The sequence below is a fragment of the Mesorhizobium sp. M1143 genome (genome assembly GCF_040318435.1).
Lineage (GTDB): Bacteria > Pseudomonadota > Alphaproteobacteria > Rhizobiales > Rhizobiaceae > Mesorhizobium.
Genome location: NZ_JAMYMJ010000018.1, coordinates 1 through 13,327 on the forward strand (window position 1 = coordinate 1; position 13,327 = coordinate 13,327).

14 protein-coding genes and 1 pseudogene are annotated in these 13,327 nt (G+C 63.9%); 7 read left to right on the top strand and 8 right to left on the bottom strand.

Annotation, left to right across the window (positions count from 1 at the left end; translation table 11 throughout):
• Positions 1-126: 126 nt before the first annotated feature.
• The 3 genes and pseudogenes from NKH35_RS14735 to NKH35_RS14745 form a co-directional block, all read right to left on the bottom strand.
• Positions 127-1,515 (bottom strand): HAMP domain-containing sensor histidine kinase, encoded by a 1,389-nt coding sequence (locus NKH35_RS14735; RefSeq protein ID WP_352915105.1) that lies wholly within the window; start codon positions 1,513-1,515, stop codon positions 127-129.
• The gene (locus NKH35_RS14740) at positions 1,508-2,179 is read right to left on the bottom strand and encodes a winged helix-turn-helix domain-containing protein (RefSeq protein WP_352915108.1); all 672 of its coding nucleotides are present in this window, start codon (positions 2,177-2,179) and stop codon (positions 1,508-1,510) included. The genes NKH35_RS14735 and NKH35_RS14740 overlap by 8 nt, the downstream gene beginning before the upstream one ends.
• Before the next feature lie 120 nt (positions 2,180-2,299).
• A pseudogene (locus NKH35_RS14745) lies at positions 2,300-2,669 on the bottom strand (hypothetical protein); the annotation flags it as partial.
• Positions 2,670-2,725: 56 nt separating this feature from the next.
• Here NKH35_RS14745 and NKH35_RS14750 point away from each other — a divergent pair.
• Positions 2,726-3,358: a methyltransferase family protein gene (locus NKH35_RS14750; protein ID WP_352915111.1), complete on the top strand. Its 633-nt coding sequence runs from the start codon at positions 2,726-2,728 to the stop codon at positions 3,356-3,358.
• On the opposite strand, the gene NKH35_RS14755 is transcribed toward NKH35_RS14750, so the two are convergent.
• Positions 3,352-3,567 (bottom strand): hypothetical protein, encoded by a 216-nt coding sequence (locus tag NKH35_RS14755; RefSeq protein WP_023672157.1) that lies wholly within the window; start codon positions 3,565-3,567, stop codon positions 3,352-3,354. The genes NKH35_RS14750 and NKH35_RS14755 overlap by 7 nt on opposite strands.
• Positions 3,564-4,319, bottom strand: coding sequence for a COG4280 domain-containing protein (locus NKH35_RS14760; RefSeq protein ID WP_352915114.1), 756 nt, complete (start codon positions 4,317-4,319; stop codon positions 3,564-3,566). Before NKH35_RS14760 ends, NKH35_RS14755 begins: the two co-directional genes overlap by 4 nt.
• Positions 4,320-4,402: 83 nt before the next feature.
• On the opposite strand from NKH35_RS14760, the gene NKH35_RS14765 reads away from it, so the two are divergent.
• Entirely contained in the window at positions 4,403-4,564 is a 162-nt protein-coding gene (locus tag NKH35_RS14765; RefSeq protein WP_502906980.1) for a hypothetical protein, read from the top strand.
• A 90-nt stretch (positions 4,565-4,654) separates the two neighbouring features.
• Positions 4,655-5,656, top strand: a complete 1,002-nt coding sequence (locus tag NKH35_RS14770; protein ID WP_352915117.1) for a LacI family DNA-binding transcriptional regulator — start codon at positions 4,655-4,657, stop codon at positions 5,654-5,656.
• Positions 5,657-5,662: 6 nt separating this feature from the next.
• Here the strand turns inward: NKH35_RS14770 and ocd are convergent, their stop codons facing one another.
• Together ocd and rocF are read right to left on the bottom strand one after the other, a co-directional pair.
• Entirely contained in the window at positions 5,663-6,724 is a 1,062-nt protein-coding gene (gene ocd / locus NKH35_RS14775) for an ornithine cyclodeaminase (protein ID WP_352826407.1), read from the bottom strand.
• A complete protein-coding gene (gene rocF / locus NKH35_RS14780; RefSeq protein WP_023672153.1) occupies positions 6,721-7,656 on the bottom strand; it encodes an arginase in 936 nt (311 codons plus the stop codon). The genes ocd and rocF overlap by 4 nt, the downstream gene beginning before the upstream one ends.
• Positions 7,657-7,802: 146 nt before the next feature.
• Here rocF and NKH35_RS14785 point away from each other — a divergent pair, with 146 nt between their 5' ends.
• The 4 genes from NKH35_RS14785 to NKH35_RS14800 all read left to right on the top strand — a co-directional run bounded on the left by NKH35_RS14785 (position 7,803) and on the right by NKH35_RS14800 (position 12,439).
• The gene (locus tag NKH35_RS14785; protein ID WP_023685065.1) at positions 7,803-8,243 is read left to right on the top strand and encodes an Lrp/AsnC family transcriptional regulator; all 441 of its coding nucleotides are present in this window, start codon (positions 7,803-7,805) and stop codon (positions 8,241-8,243) included.
• A 590-nt stretch (positions 8,244-8,833) separates the two neighbouring features.
• Positions 8,834-10,048, top strand: a complete 1,215-nt coding sequence (locus tag NKH35_RS14790; RefSeq protein WP_023752843.1) for a glycosyltransferase family protein — start codon at positions 8,834-8,836, stop codon at positions 10,046-10,048.
• Position 10,049: 1 nt separating this feature from the next.
• Entirely contained in the window at positions 10,050-11,294 is a 1,245-nt protein-coding gene (locus tag NKH35_RS14795; RefSeq protein WP_023698114.1) for a glycosyltransferase, read from the top strand.
• Positions 11,291-12,439, top strand: a complete 1,149-nt coding sequence (locus NKH35_RS14800; protein ID WP_023698115.1) for a glycosyltransferase family protein — start codon at positions 11,291-11,293, stop codon at positions 12,437-12,439. Before NKH35_RS14795 ends, NKH35_RS14800 begins: the two co-directional genes overlap by 4 nt.
• Here NKH35_RS14800 and NKH35_RS14805 read toward each other — a convergent pair.
• Positions 12,417-13,088: a class I SAM-dependent methyltransferase gene (locus NKH35_RS14805; RefSeq protein ID WP_081731080.1), complete on the bottom strand. Its 672-nt coding sequence runs from the start codon at positions 13,086-13,088 to the stop codon at positions 12,417-12,419. The two genes, NKH35_RS14800 and NKH35_RS14805, sit on opposite strands and share 23 nt — an antisense overlap.
• Positions 13,089-13,327 lie beyond the last annotated feature (239 nt).

The following is a 13,327-nucleotide window of genomic DNA, read 5'->3' on the forward strand; positions in this document are numbered from 1 at the left end:
CGCTCCCCCGGGGCTCCGCGGTATCTGTTCTAAATACCCTCCCCCCTGGCGCCGCCGCGCGGGGTGCGGTGGGGGTGGGGCCGCGCGTCGCGCCGGGGGGGGGGCGTCGACCTGGCTCGGGCGGTGTCATTTCAAGCCGAGGCCGGTGCCCTGCGCCCGAGGAAACCCGACAATTACCGCCAGCCCAGGTTGGCAATCCTCCAGCGCAATCGTTGCACCATGCAAATCGGCGATGGCCCGTACCAGGCTCAAGCCCAGCCCGCTGCCGGGCGTGGTGCGCCTGGAGTCCAGCCGGTAGAGCCGCTGGAACACTTTTTCGCGCTCCTGCGCCGGGATGCCAGGGCCGTTGTCGGCGACCTCAGCCACGATGCGGTCGCCTTGCCGCCGCACCGATAGAAGGATTGCCGTGCCATCGGGGCAATGCCGCAGCGCGTTCTCAACCAGATTGGCAAACAATTGCGTCAGCAGGTCGCGGTCGCCGTGGACCAGGCATGGGGTGCCGTAGACGATCGTGGCCGACAGCGACTTGCCGTCATCCTCGGCGACACCGGCGTAGATTTCGGCAATGGCATCGATGACGCCGGTGAGGTCGAGATCGACAAAGCGCGCCTTGCGAGCGCCGGCCTCGATCTGGGCAATACGCAACAGCGCATCGAAAGTATCGTTGATCTGCAGGCTTTCCCCACGTGCCTCCGCCAGCTCATCGGCAACGGCCTCACCCCGCGCGGTCCTGTCGGCCGCAGCTTCCAAAATCATCTGCAGCCGGTTGAGCGGCGTCTTCAGATCATGCGCGATGTCGGCGCTGACCTGGCGCATGCCGTCCACCAGCGCCGCCAGCCGCTCCAGCGCGGCGTTGACCTGGCGCGAGACGCCGTCAATGTCGTCGCCATTGCCGAGCAGTGGAATGCGGGCGTCGAGCCGGCCGTTGGAGACATCGTCCATGGTGGCGGCTATGCCGTCGAGGCGGCGCTGCACGCGCGACGCCAGCAGGGCGCCGCCGGCCACCCCAAGGCCCGAAATGATCAGGGTGGCCCAGCCGAAGTTCATCAAAACGATGCGTTCCAGCTCCTCGGTTTCGGAAAGCGAAAAGGCAATTGTCAGGCTGTTGGGCCCGACCGAACCGGTCCAGGCGCGGTACATAGTGCCCGGCGCCACGCCTGGCAGGGAAGCGGCAAAATCCGAAAAGTCATCGGGGAGGTCGGCCGCGGTGAAATTGCCGGCCAGGCGATTGCCGTTGCTGTCGGTCAGCGAAAACAGCTGCTCCTTCTCGGGGCTGGCTGCCGCATGGCTGTCGACCGACAGGACCAGATCCTCCTGGTCGCTTTGCGCATAGGTGACCGCGACGACCGAATAGGTCTCCTTGATCGTCTCGTCCAGCCGCTCGGCAAGGTCGGCGCTCATCAGCTGGTAGACGATGGCGCCGGACAGGATGAAGGCAAGCACGAACAGCAAGGCAAAGGTCAGCGCCAGCCGGAACGGCGTGCTGCGCAACAAGCTCGGCCGCTCTTCAGTCATGCAAGCTGTAGCCGTTGTTGCGCACGGTGTGGATCAGCTGGACCTCGAACGGCCTGTCGATCTTGGCGCGCAGCCGGCTGATATGGGTTTCGACGACGCTGGTCCTGGGGTCGAAGTGAAAATCCCAGACCTGTTCCAGAAGCATGGTGCGGGTGATGACGCGGCCCTCGCCGCGCATCAGCACTTCGAGCAGGCTGAATTCGCGCGGCTGCAGGTCGATCGCCTGGCCCTGCCTGGTGACGCGGCGCTGGATCAGGTCCATTTCGAGGTCTGCGATGCGCAGCGTCGTCTTCTGCTCCTGCACCGCAGGGCGGCGGCCGAGCGCGTTGATGCGGGCGAGCAGTTCGGAAAAGGCGAAGGGCTTGACGAGATAGTCGTCGCCGCCGGCCTCGAGCCCTTCAACCCTGTCGTCGACGCCGCCGACCGAGGTCAGAAAGATCGCCGGCGTGCGCACGCCCGCCGCCCGCACCGCCTTGATCATCGACAGGCCGTCGAGGCCGGGCAGCATGCGGTCGACGACGATCACGTCATAGGCGTCGCGTGTCGCGGCAAACAGCGCCTCATGCCCGTCGCGCAGCAGATCGCAGACATGCCCGGCTTCGCTCAGGCCCTTGACGACATAGTCTGCGGTCCTGGGGTCATCCTCAACAAGGAGAAGTCGCATCTCTGTTCCGGTCTGTTGCCGAGGCTTTGCCAGAGCGGCATGCTAGCACCGGCGGCGGTCCGTTCCTAGAATATCCGCCGGCGCCTGGTCGCTCGTGGTCGTTGCACATGTCCATAAGTGTCATCCGACCGGATCGCGCGCAGGGACAAGCATCCTGCGCAGCACGGCGTCTTTCAGAATAAAATGATGGAAGAGTGCCGCACCGGCATGAATGCAGATCAGAACGATGAATACCGGCTTTGCCCAAGTATGGACATCGCCCAAGGCAATCGTGGTGGTTTGCAGACGGACGCCCAAATTGTCGACCAGATTGTCGGTGATCAAGGTGCCGACGACGCTGATCAGCACCACCGCCAGCCAATAGGCATGGCACATAACGCTTCTGCGCGAATTGCAGCGCCAGCGCGACGACAAGGATGCCGGTCATGATCAGCGAGGTGACGGTCAGTCCGAAGCCAAGATTGACGGCCAGATAGTCGGCCGCCGTCTCGCTAGTGGGTGGCGAGACACCGGCGCTATGAGCCCTGCCGGGGTGCAGGAACTATGATGAGCTACGCTCCCCCCAAGCCGGCAGCGAAGGCGTTCGACCAGCACAAGCGCCTGCTCGTCATACAAGTGGCGGCAGCCCTCGCCGTCATGCTGTTGCTGTTCACCAAACCCTTTCTCGTCGAAGGCTCGGACGGGCACGAATACATTGAGGCGCTGGGCATCGGCTTCGTGCTGGTCTGCTTCCTTGGCCGTCTGTGGAGCATTCTCTGTGTCGGCGGAAGGAAGAACGACGAGCTGGTCACCATCGGCCCGTTCTCGATGAGCGGGAACCCGCTCTACTTCTTTTCCACGGTCGGCGCGGCGGGCGTCGGGTTGATGTACGGCTCGGTGCTGGTGGCGGCGGCGCTGGCTCTGGTGAGCTACCTGGTGTCCCGGGTGACGGTGCGCAAGGAAGCCGAGTTCCTGTTTGGAAAGTTCGGCCCCGCCTACAGCGTCTATGCCGAACGCACGCCGCCTTTCTGGCCGAACCCGCTGCTGTTTCACGATCAAGCCGAACGCCGGTTCTCGACAAAGGCGTTGCGGCGGACATTCACGGACGGGCTCTATTTCCTGGCGCTGTTCCCGGCCATCGAGACGATTGAGCAGTTGCGGATCAGCGGCATGCTGCCGGTGTTTTTCACCCTCTACTGACCGGAGCGCCGTGCCGCGCGGCGCACGCTGTAGAGCAGGATGACGAGGCAGCCGGGCAGAAGCAGGACGCCGCCGGCAAGCGGCGGCAACGCCAGCAGCTTCACTGCCGCGGCAATCGCTACGATCAACAGCAGCGCCAGCGTCGCAAGGCTGCCGTCGTCGATGAACATGCCGACGAGCTCCTTTAGAATGAGGCGGACGACGTTCATCGAGCAACTCCTTGTTCAGCCTTGGGGTAGCTGGCGCGCAACCAGCGCACCATGGCGAAGCACGCGACGGCGATGATTGCGAAGATGGCCAGCAGCGCCAGATCGGCGCCCGGCCAGTCGGTGCCCAGGCCTTCGCCGGTCCAGAAAATGCCGAAGCTTGTCAACATCAGGCCGACGGCGAATTTGAGCGCGTTTTCCGGCACCCGCGCCAGCGGCCTGTGCACCGCAAGGCCGATGATCGTTACCAGGACGAAGGCCGCCAACGCGCCAAGGCTGGCATAGAAGGTCTGTGCATGCGCGGCGCCGACGGCAATGACGATGAACACCACCTCGACACCTTCGAGCAGCACCGCCTTGAAGGCCGCGAGCCCGGCCAGATAATCGGCGCGGCGGTCATTGGCCTGCTGCTGCAAAGCGGCGGTTTCCTTTGAAAAGGCCGCGTCCTCGTCATGCAGGGCGATGACGGCGACACTGCGCAAAATGGCCTTTCTCAACCAGCGCATGCCAAACAGGACCAGGAGCACGCCGACGACGAACTGCAGCACCGCAATGGGAATCAGCGCCAGCAGCGGTCCGAAGGCCAGCACCAGAGCCGCCAGCACCGCCAGCGCCAGCGCCGCGCCTGTCAGCGCTGGCCGCCAGCTGCGGGTGACGCCGACCGCCAGCACGATGGTGAAGGCCTCGACCACTTCGACGAAGGAGGCAAGGAACGAGGCGGTCACGGTGGAAAGTATGGGCGTCAGGCCGTTCATGAAGGTTTCCTGTCTGCGGGAATCACTAGCCTGAGAAGGATACAGCGCTCCGGCGGAAGGGAGAACGCGCCGGCATCGTCGCCATGGTCTATCTGTTGCGTCAACATCGGTGGCCCGGTCGCCGGCGTCGCTACGAGCTGCTCGGCGTCGGCGACAATTTCAAGCCGATCGTGCTAGGCCTTGTCATTGTGCTCGCCGTCATTCTGGAAGCCTATCGGGAAAAGCTGTTGAGGGTGATCCGATAAAGCGCGTCGCGCTTTTTGGTTTTTGTTTTATGGATGTCATTTTCTCAGATCCGCCGGACACTCCGGGCGACATGCACTAGGGGACAAGAAATGACGACGATTGCCGATGTCGCGCGCCATGCCGGAGTGTCGGTCGCAACCGTCTCGCATGTGATGAACCGCACGCGCCATGTCGAGCCTGAGACGGCCGAGCGCGTGCATTCGGCCATCGCCGCCTTGCGCTACAGCCCGAACACGCTGGCGCGCAGCCTGAGGCGCGGCGAGACCAAGACCATCGGCCTGCTGCTGCCGGACAATTCCAACCCGTTCTTCGCCAGCGTGGCGCGCCAGATCGAGGATGCCGGCTTCCTTGCCGGCTATACGGTGATTCTGTGCAACTCCGACGGCAGCGCCGAGAAGGAGGAGCGCTATCTCCAGGTGCTGATGGCCAAGCAGATCGACGGGCTGATCTTTGCCGGCTCGTCCGATCATGCGCGGGTGTTCTCCAGCCTTCTGCCCGGCGTCCCGGCGGTGCTGATCGACCGCGAGATCCATTCGGTCAATGTCGATTCCGTGCTGGTCGATCACGATTATGGCGGCTATCTCGCCGGTCGCTATCTGGCCGGGCTCGGTCACGAGAAGATCGGCGTCATCGGCGGCCCGCGCGATTCCAGCTCCAGCCCCGCCCGCCTGCGCGGCTTCGCCAGGGCGCTGCAGGAAGCCGGCCTCGACCTGCCGCCGGCCTCGGTGGTGGATTCCGACTATCACTTTGCCGGCGGCCGCACTGCGATGGAGCGGCTGATGGCGCAGGCGCCTGGGATCACGGCGCTGTTTGCCTGTAACGATCTGATGGCCATGGGCGCGCTGACGGTGCTGCACGGGCGCGGATTGCGGGTCCCCGACGACATATCGATGATCGGCTTCGACGACATCCCCTATGCCGTCACCACCTGGCCGCCGCTGACGACGATCGCACAGCCGGTCGAGAAGATCGGCACCCGCGCCGTCAGCCTGCTGCTCGAGCGGGTTGCCGAGCCGGCGGCGCATTCGCGCCGCGAAGTGCTCACTCCTGTGCTCGTCCAGCGGGAGAGCTGCGCGCCGTTGCGCGGCTGAAGCCCCTCAGGCGGCGGCCGGCTGCAGCGCTGCCCTGAGCAGCATGCCGAAGAGGTCGCGCGGCTCGTCGGGATCGGCGAGCAGGTCGAGCTCCTCGTAGAGGCCGGTGGCCTGAAGCTGGTCTCTGATATAGCGCAGCGCGGAAAAATCCTCGGTGGCGAAGCCGACGGAATCGAACAAGGTGATCTGTTCGGCCGTCTTGCGGCCTTCCGCCTTGCCGGTCATCACCTGCCACAACTCGGTCACCGGATGGTCGGCGTGGAGCTGCTGGATTTCGCCCTCGATGCGCGTCTGCGGCGGGAACTCGACGAAGATGTCGGAGCGCAAAAGGATGTCGCGGTGCAGTTCCGTCTTGCCGGGGCAGTCGCCACCGACCGCGTTGATGTGCACGCCGGAACCGACCATGTTGTCGGTCAGAATGGTGGCGGACAGCTTGTCGGCGGTCACCGTGGTGATGATGTCGACGCCTTCCACAGCATCCTGGCCGGTGGCGCAGATGGTGATGTCAAAGCCTTTGCCGGCGAGGTTGCGGGCGCATTTTTCCGAAGCCGAGCGGTCGATGTCGTAGAGCCGCAGCCGGTCGATGCCGAGCAGCGCTTTGAAGGCGACAGCCTGGAATTCGGACTGGGCGCCGTTGCCGATGATGGCCATCGAGCGCGCGCCTTTCGGCGCCAGATATTTGGCCGCGACAGCGGAGGTCGCCGCGGTGCGCAGCGCCGTCAGGATCGTCATTTCGGTGAGCAGCATCGGATAGCCGGAGCCGACATCGGCGAGCACGCCGAAGGCGGTGACGGTCTGGCGCCCCTCGCGCATGTTCTTGGGATGGCCGTTGACATATTTGAAGCCGTATAGCCGGCCGTCGCTGGTCGGCATCAGTTCGATGACGCCGTCATGGCTGTGCGATGCGATGCGCGGCGTCTTGTCGAACAGCTCCCAGCGGCGAAAATCCTCCTCGATATAGGCGGCGAGGTCGGTGAGGAACCGCTCGACGCCGATGGTCAGCACCAGCTTCATCATGCGGTCGACGCTGACGAAGGGGACGATGGCAAGGCGGGAAGGCTGGGTCATGCAATGCTTCCGGAATGGCTGCGGGTCGGGCGGTCCATGATGCGCCGGCCCATCAGGCTGGCGGCGAGGTCGACAATCAGCGTGGCGGTGCGGCCGCGCTCGTCGAGGAACGGGTTGAGCTCGACCAGATCGAGGCTGGAGACCAGGCCGCTGTCGGACAGCATCTCCATCACCAGATGCGCCTCGCGGAAGGTGGCGCCGCCGGGCACGGTGGTGCCGACGGCCGGCGCGATGGAGGGGTCGAGGAAGTCGACGTCGAGGCTGACATGCAGCAGGCCGTTTGCCTTTTCGACGATGGCCAGGAAGGCGCGCAGCAAAGGTGCGACGCCGTGCTCGTCAATGGTGCGCATGTCGTGCACGGTAACCCCCGCTTCGCTCAGCGCCCGGCGCTCCGCCGGATCGACGCTGCGCAGGCCCATGACGCAGATGTGGGCAGGGTCGACGGCGACAGGCAGGTCCGGGAAATAACCGTTGAAGCCCGGCCGGCCGCTGGCATAGGCGAGCGGCACGCCGTGCAGATTGCCGCTGACGGTGGTATCGAGCGTGTGGAAATCGGGATGTGCGTCGAGCCACAGCACGAAGAGCGGCCGGCCGCGTTCGGCGGCGCGGCGGGCTATGCCCGACACCGTGCCGGCCGATATCGCGTGGTCGCCGCCAAGGAAGATCGGCATGGCGTTCCGCGAAGCCGCATAGGCGGTCTCGGCTATCGCCGCCGTCCAGGCGGAAATCTCCGGTAGGGCCTTCAGCGCGAGATTGCCATGGACGATTGCGCGCACGGCGGCCGGTTGCACCGCGCCCCAGTCCTCGACCTCGTGGCCGAGTTCCGACAACACCGAGACAAGCCCGGCCGTGCGCAGCGCGCTCGGCCCCATCTCGCATCCCATCCTGCCGGCGCCGTCCTGCACCGGCGCGCCAACGATCCTGCAGCGCATGGTTCTTGTTGTCCTTGTAAATTGATTGGGCGATTGATGCGTCGAATGAACCATCTCGGCCTGGCAGTATGAACAGGCGAAATTGGCATTTCGAGAAGAATGATTTATCATTCCGATAAGTCAGTTTGGTCAAAGTGGATGGAATCATGGACTTGCTCGATGAAAGGCTGGTCACGCTGCTCAGGCATGATGCCCGGCGCAGCATCTCCGATCTCGCGGTCGATCTCGGGGTGTCGCGCGCCACGGTCAGGGCGCGCATGGAGCGGCTGGAAAAAACGGGTGAGATCATCGGCTACACGGTGGTGCTGCGCGCCGACGCGGTCGACCAGCGGATACGCGGCGTGATGATGATCGAGATCGAGGGCCATGCCGCCGACCGCGTGGTCCGGGCGCTCGGCGGCCTCGCCGAGGTTTCGACCATTCACACCACCAATGGCCGCTGGGACCTGGTGGTCGAACTCGGAACGGCGTCGCTCACCGATTTCGACGCGGTGCTTAGGCGGATACGGCTCATCCCGGGGATAACCGGCAGCGAGACAAGTCTGCTGCTGGCAACGCCGAGGACGACAAGGGCAAGGTTGGCGTAGCCGTCCTTCCGGCCGGCGTGTTCACGCAAAGCTTTGTGACGGATCTGGCGAATGGGTCGCCTGGCTGACGAATCTCATTGGGGCCGCAGCTATCCTCCACATGACGGAGCAAGCCGGATGACGCGAGATTGCACCAGCTTGAACGGTGCAAGGACCGGACGCTTGCCACAGGCCAAGGCTGATGGCAGGATAAAAGGCCGCAACGTGCGGCCTCTGGCGGCCGTTGTGTTTCGATGGATTATGAAGCATTTTCCCAAGGTGCGGGTTCTCCTCACAATGTGCGGCAGCCTCGTTTCGCCTTGGTCGCCCTTGATTTTTCGCAATGTGCGCTTTGCCTGCCTCAGGCCGCAGGGCATTTAATTCCACGGGGTCAAGCCTCATGACAGAGATTTGTGCTCGGGCCGTCTATCGTCGGCGAAGACAAGGCATGGCGCCACAATCAGCGCCCCCTGGCATTCGTGACCAGGTGAAGAATGCCGTTGCGTACCTCTCGCCCCCATGTTTCAAAACAGGTCGATAGACCCGCGAGAATGGTTTCGAAGCCTGCGGGGTTGCCCACGGTCCGGCGAGAATTCTAAAAGACGTTCACAATGACACAGCACGCAAAAGACGCACGAATTCTCATGTACAGCCACGACACGTTCGGGCTCGGCCATTTGCAGCGTTGCCGAACGATCGCTCATTCGCTGGTCGGGGATTTCCGCGGACTTCAGGTGCTAATCATTTCGGGCGCCACCATCGCCGGCGCCTTCGACTACCGCGCCCGCGTCGACTTCGTGAAGATTCCCAGCGTCATCAAGCTGCGCAACGGCGAATACACCTCGCTGGAAAAGGACATCGATCTGCACGAGACGCTAAGGATGCGGCAGTCGATTATCCGCCACACGGCCGAGAGCTTCCGGCCGGATATCTTCATCGTTGACAAGGAACCGCTGGGGCTGCGCGGTGAGATCGAGGATACGCTGTCCTACCTCAAGACGCGGGGCACCACGCTCGTGCTTGGCCTGCGCGAGGTGATGGACGCGCCGCATTTGCTCGAAGCGGAGTGGGCACGCAGGGATGTGATGCGTAAGATTGGCCTGTTCTACGACAAGGTCTGGGTCTATGGCCCGCCGGATTTCTACGATCCGTTGACCGGCCTGGACGTGCCGCCGGCGGTCAGGGCAAAGATGAAGTTCGTCGGTTTCCTGCAACGGAGCCTGCAGCAGAACCAGTTGCCCGGCCACCGGCCCGAGGGCGACTATATCCTGGTTACCACCGGTGGCGGCGGTGACGGCGCCGACCTGATCCACAACGTCATCGAGGCCTATCAGCAGGATCCGCGATTGCAGCACCGGGCGCTGATCGTGCTTGGGCCCTACATGCCGGCGCGCAAGCGCAACAAGCTGGTCCGGAAGGGGGCCAAGATCCCCTATGTCAAGATCATCGAATTCGACAACCGGATGGAAGAGCTGATTGCCGGCGCCAAGGCGGTGGTGGCGATGGGCGGTTACAACACCTATTGCGAGATACTGTCTTTCGACAAGCCGGCGCTGATCGTGCCGCGCGTCACGCCGCGCGAGGAACAGCTGATCCGGGCACGGCGCGCAGCCGAACTCGGCCTCATCGAGATGCTTTTGCCCGAGGAGGCCGAGGATGCCCAGCGGTTTGCCGATGCGCTGCAGGTTTTGCCGGGCCGGCCGCGCCCATCGCAGAGCAATGCGCATCTGACGCTGGAAGGGCTGCCTCATATTTCCGAAATCGTCGCGGAACTGCTCGACCGGCGGGCCGGCCATCACCTTTCGGTCATTGAAGGCATGAACTGAGTTGCAACACCGCAAGATCGTCGTGGTTCTGAAGGGCTACCCGCGGCTGTCGGAAACCTTCATCGCGCAGGAGCTGCTCGGTCTGGAGCGTGCGGGGTTCGACCTGATACTTTTCGCGCTCAGGCGGCCGACCGACGCAAAACGTCATCCCGTGCATGACGAGATCAAGGCCCCCGTCCATTATCTGCCGGAATATCTGCACAGAGAGCCGCTGCGCGTGCTTCGGTCGCTGTTTGCCTGTCTGCCGCGGCCTGGCTTCTGGCGCGCGCTCAAATCGCTCGCTGCCGATATCCGCCGCGACTTTACCCGCAATCGCGCGCGGCGCTTCGGGCAAGCGCTGGTGCTGGCGGCCGAATGGCCGCAAGATGCCGGATGGCTGCATGCCCATTTCGCGCACACGCCGGCATCGGTGACGCGCTATGCCAGCCAGCTTCGTGGCTTGCCCTGGAGCTGCTCAGCCCATGCCAAGGACATCTGGACGTCGGCGGACTGGGATCTGGCCGGCAAGCTTTCCTCGGCGCGCTGGACGGTCACGTGCACGAAAACCGGCTTCGACCATCTGAAAAAACTCGCCAACGGCAGTTCGTCCGTGCATCTGAGCTATCATGGGCTCGACCTTGACCGCTTCGGCAGTTTCGGCGAGGCGCGAAAACAGCGTGACGGCTCGGCGCCGGCCGAACCTGTCATCATCCTGAGTGTCGGACGCGCCGTTGAAAAGAAAGGCTATGATACGTTGCTGGAGGCTCTTGCCCTCTTGCCTGGCGATCTGGCGTGGTGTTTCGAGCATATCGGTGGCGGCGAGGAACTGAAACGGCTGAAGGCGCTGGCGCAAAGGCTCGGACTGGAGGGGCGCGTCTCCTGGAAAGGCGCGCTGGCGCAGGAGGAGGTGCTTGAGCACTACCGCAGCGCCGACATCTTCGCTTTGGCCTGCAGGATCACCGCGGATGGCGACCGGGACGGCCTGCCGAATGTTCTGGTGGAGGCGGCCAGCCAGCGGCTTGCCTGCGTGTCGACCGATATTTCCGGCGTGCCGGAGCTTTTATCGTCGGATGAAACCGGGCTGCTGATTCCCTCGGAAAACCCGACTGCCCTGGCACAGGCGCTGGAGCGCCTGATCCGCGATCCCGTCCTGCGCGCCCGCCTCGGCGACGCCGCGGAGCGGCGCGTGCGAAGCAATTTCGACCATGTGGCAGGCATTGGACAGCTCAAGGAACTGTTCGAGCGGGAGTGGCGGGCCGCCGAATGAAGCGGCTGCGCGCTTTCTTCTATGTTCAGCACCTGCTCGGCATCGGCCATCTCGCGCGCGCCAGCCGCATTGCGGCGGCTCTGGTCGATGACGGGTTCGACGTCACCGTCGTGACCGGCGGAGCGCCGATCGCGGGATTTCCGGGATCGGGTGTAAAATCCGTGACCCTGCCGCCTGTCACCTCCGGTGACGAAGGATTTTCCGGACTTGTCGACCTGCAGGGCAAAGCCATCGACGATGATTTCAAGACGCGGCGCTCGGAGATGCTGCTGCAGGCTTTCCGGGATTACAGGCCCGACATCGTCATTATCGAGGCGTTTCCCTTTGGACGCCGGCAGATGCGTTTCGAACTCTTGCCACTGATCGAGGCCATCGAAGCGACATCGCCCAGACCGCTGCTGGCGGCGTCCGTCCGCGACATCCTTCAGGAGCGCGTGAAGCCGAGCCGAAACGAAGAAACGGTCGATATCGTCAACAGGCATTTCGATCTTGTCATGGTCCATGGCGATCCGGCTTTCGCAACCATCGACAAGACATTTCCGCTGGCTGGGGCGATCAGGGCCGAGGTCGCCTACACAGGGCTCGTTGCCGCGCCGCCGGCGCAAGCGGCCTCAGAGCGCTTCGACGTTCTGGTGTCGGTTGGCGGCGGGGCGGCCGGAAAGAGCCTTGTCAGATCCACCGTCGCGGCGGCGCGAAGTGCCGATAACGCCTGGACATGGTGTTTGATCACCGGCCCAAACCTGCCGAAGGACGAGTTTGACGCGATTGCACGCGATGCCTCCCCACGCCTGTCCATCTTCCGGTTCCGCGAGGATTTCGCCAGCCTGCTGACCGGCGCCCGCCTGTCGGTCTCGCAGGCGGGTTACAACACGGTCTGCGATGTCATGCGCGCGGGGTGTCGCTCGCTGCTCGTTCCATTTGCAGCCGGCGGGGAAACCGAGCAGACGCGTCGCGCCCTGATGCTTGAAGAGCTCGGTCTTGCAACGGTGCTGACGGAACAGGACCTGACGCCTGAAGGTCTGGCGCAAGCGATCGAGCAGGCGCTTGCGGGACCGCCGCCAGCCGCGCATCGCCTCGATCTGGAAGGGGCGCGGCGCTCGGCGCAAATCCTGCGCGAGCGCTTCAAACAGTTCCGATCAGCATGAAGCGTGTATAATTTTTTGTCGGCAATTCGCCGGAGAACCTGATCTGCCGCAGCGCCGCCATGGCTTCGAAGGCCGCAAGTGACGCCACGCAGTTGATGTGCGTCGGCTCGCTGAAATAATCGTTCGACTGCAGCAGCACGTTCGTACCCCGCGGAAGCAGGGCAAGCCAGGCGCTGAGATCGGCTATGTGTTCGCAGCTCGTATTGACCACCAGGTCAGGCCCGCCGGCGGCATAGTCGAGTGTGTACATATCTGCCGTCAGCGCTTGAAACCGCTCGCCGGCTTGCCGGTTGAGTGTCCGGGCGACCGCGCCGACTTCGGGATCGATGTCGATGCTGTCGATCGCCGCGATGTCGAAGCGGGCGTCGTTGAAAAGCATCGCCGGCAATACGCCGTACCATCCACCCAGAACCCATATGCGTTCGAACCGGCCGCCGTCGCTTTCGAACAGCCTGTCGAGCGCCCACATCTTGCAGGCGACCTGCTTGTGGTTGAAGGCATTGGCGATATCGGCCTGCGGATGCTTGGCGATGACGCGCGCCAGCCCGGCCACGAGAGGGTGGTCGACGTAGGCGGCAATTCCCCGCGTGAGGTCCAGGGCTTGCTCATGCCCACCCATGCCGGCATTGCGTGGTTGCGTGACATCCATCATATTCGTCTTCTATGTTGGGATTTCCGGCGACACAACGCAATCTTGCCTCTTGCCTGTTCGACTTGCGGACGCGACTGTGCCGCAAGCCGTTTCGCCATTGCCCGGAGGAGGCCGATTGAATTTGTCCGGACCATCGGCGCCCATCCGCCTGGCGCGCAGCTGCCGCTTTGAGCTCGTCGTTGGCGGCGAAGACATGGCCGATACACCATTTGCCAGCAGGTGCCTTTACATTCCGC

What these genes read in the sequence shown, in the direction of transcription:
- NKH35_RS14735 (WP_352915105.1), bottom strand. Translation starts at nt 1,515, where the DNA reads ATGACTGAAGAGCGGCCGAGCTTGTTGCGCAGCACGCCGTTCCGGCTG.
- NKH35_RS14740 (WP_352915108.1), bottom strand. Translation starts at nt 2,179, where the DNA reads ATGCGACTTCTCCTTGTTGAGGATGACCCCAGGACCGCAGACTATGTC.
- NKH35_RS14750 (WP_352915111.1), top strand. Translation starts at nt 2,726, where the DNA reads ATGAGCTACGCTCCCCCCAAGCCGGCAGCGAAGGCGTTCGACCAGCAC.
- NKH35_RS14755 (WP_023672157.1), bottom strand. Translation starts at nt 3,567, where the DNA reads ATGAACGTCGTCCGCCTCATTCTAAAGGAGCTCGTCGGCATGTTCATC.
- NKH35_RS14760 (WP_352915114.1), bottom strand. Translation starts at nt 4,319, where the DNA reads ATGAACGGCCTGACGCCCATACTTTCCACCGTGACCGCCTCGTTCCTT.
- NKH35_RS14765 (WP_502906980.1), top strand. Translation starts at nt 4,403, where the DNA reads ATGGTCTATCTGTTGCGTCAACATCGGTGGCCCGGTCGCCGGCGTCGC.
- NKH35_RS14770 (WP_352915117.1), top strand. Translation starts at nt 4,655, where the DNA reads ATGACGACGATTGCCGATGTCGCGCGCCATGCCGGAGTGTCGGTCGCA.
- ocd (WP_352826407.1), bottom strand. Translation starts at nt 6,724, where the DNA reads ATGACCCAGCCTTCCCGCCTTGCCATCGTCCCCTTCGTCAGCGTCGAC.
- rocF (WP_023672153.1), bottom strand. Translation starts at nt 7,656, where the DNA reads ATGCGCTGCAGGATCGTTGGCGCGCCGGTGCAGGACGGCGCCGGCAGG.
- NKH35_RS14785 (WP_023685065.1), top strand. Translation starts at nt 7,803, where the DNA reads ATGGACTTGCTCGATGAAAGGCTGGTCACGCTGCTCAGGCATGATGCC.
- NKH35_RS14790 (WP_023752843.1), top strand. Translation starts at nt 8,834, where the DNA reads ATGACACAGCACGCAAAAGACGCACGAATTCTCATGTACAGCCACGAC.
- NKH35_RS14800 (WP_023698115.1), top strand. Translation starts at nt 11,291, where the DNA reads ATGAAGCGGCTGCGCGCTTTCTTCTATGTTCAGCACCTGCTCGGCATC.
- NKH35_RS14805 (WP_081731080.1), bottom strand. Translation starts at nt 13,088, where the DNA reads ATGGATGTCACGCAACCACGCAATGCCGGCATGGGTGGGCATGAGCAA.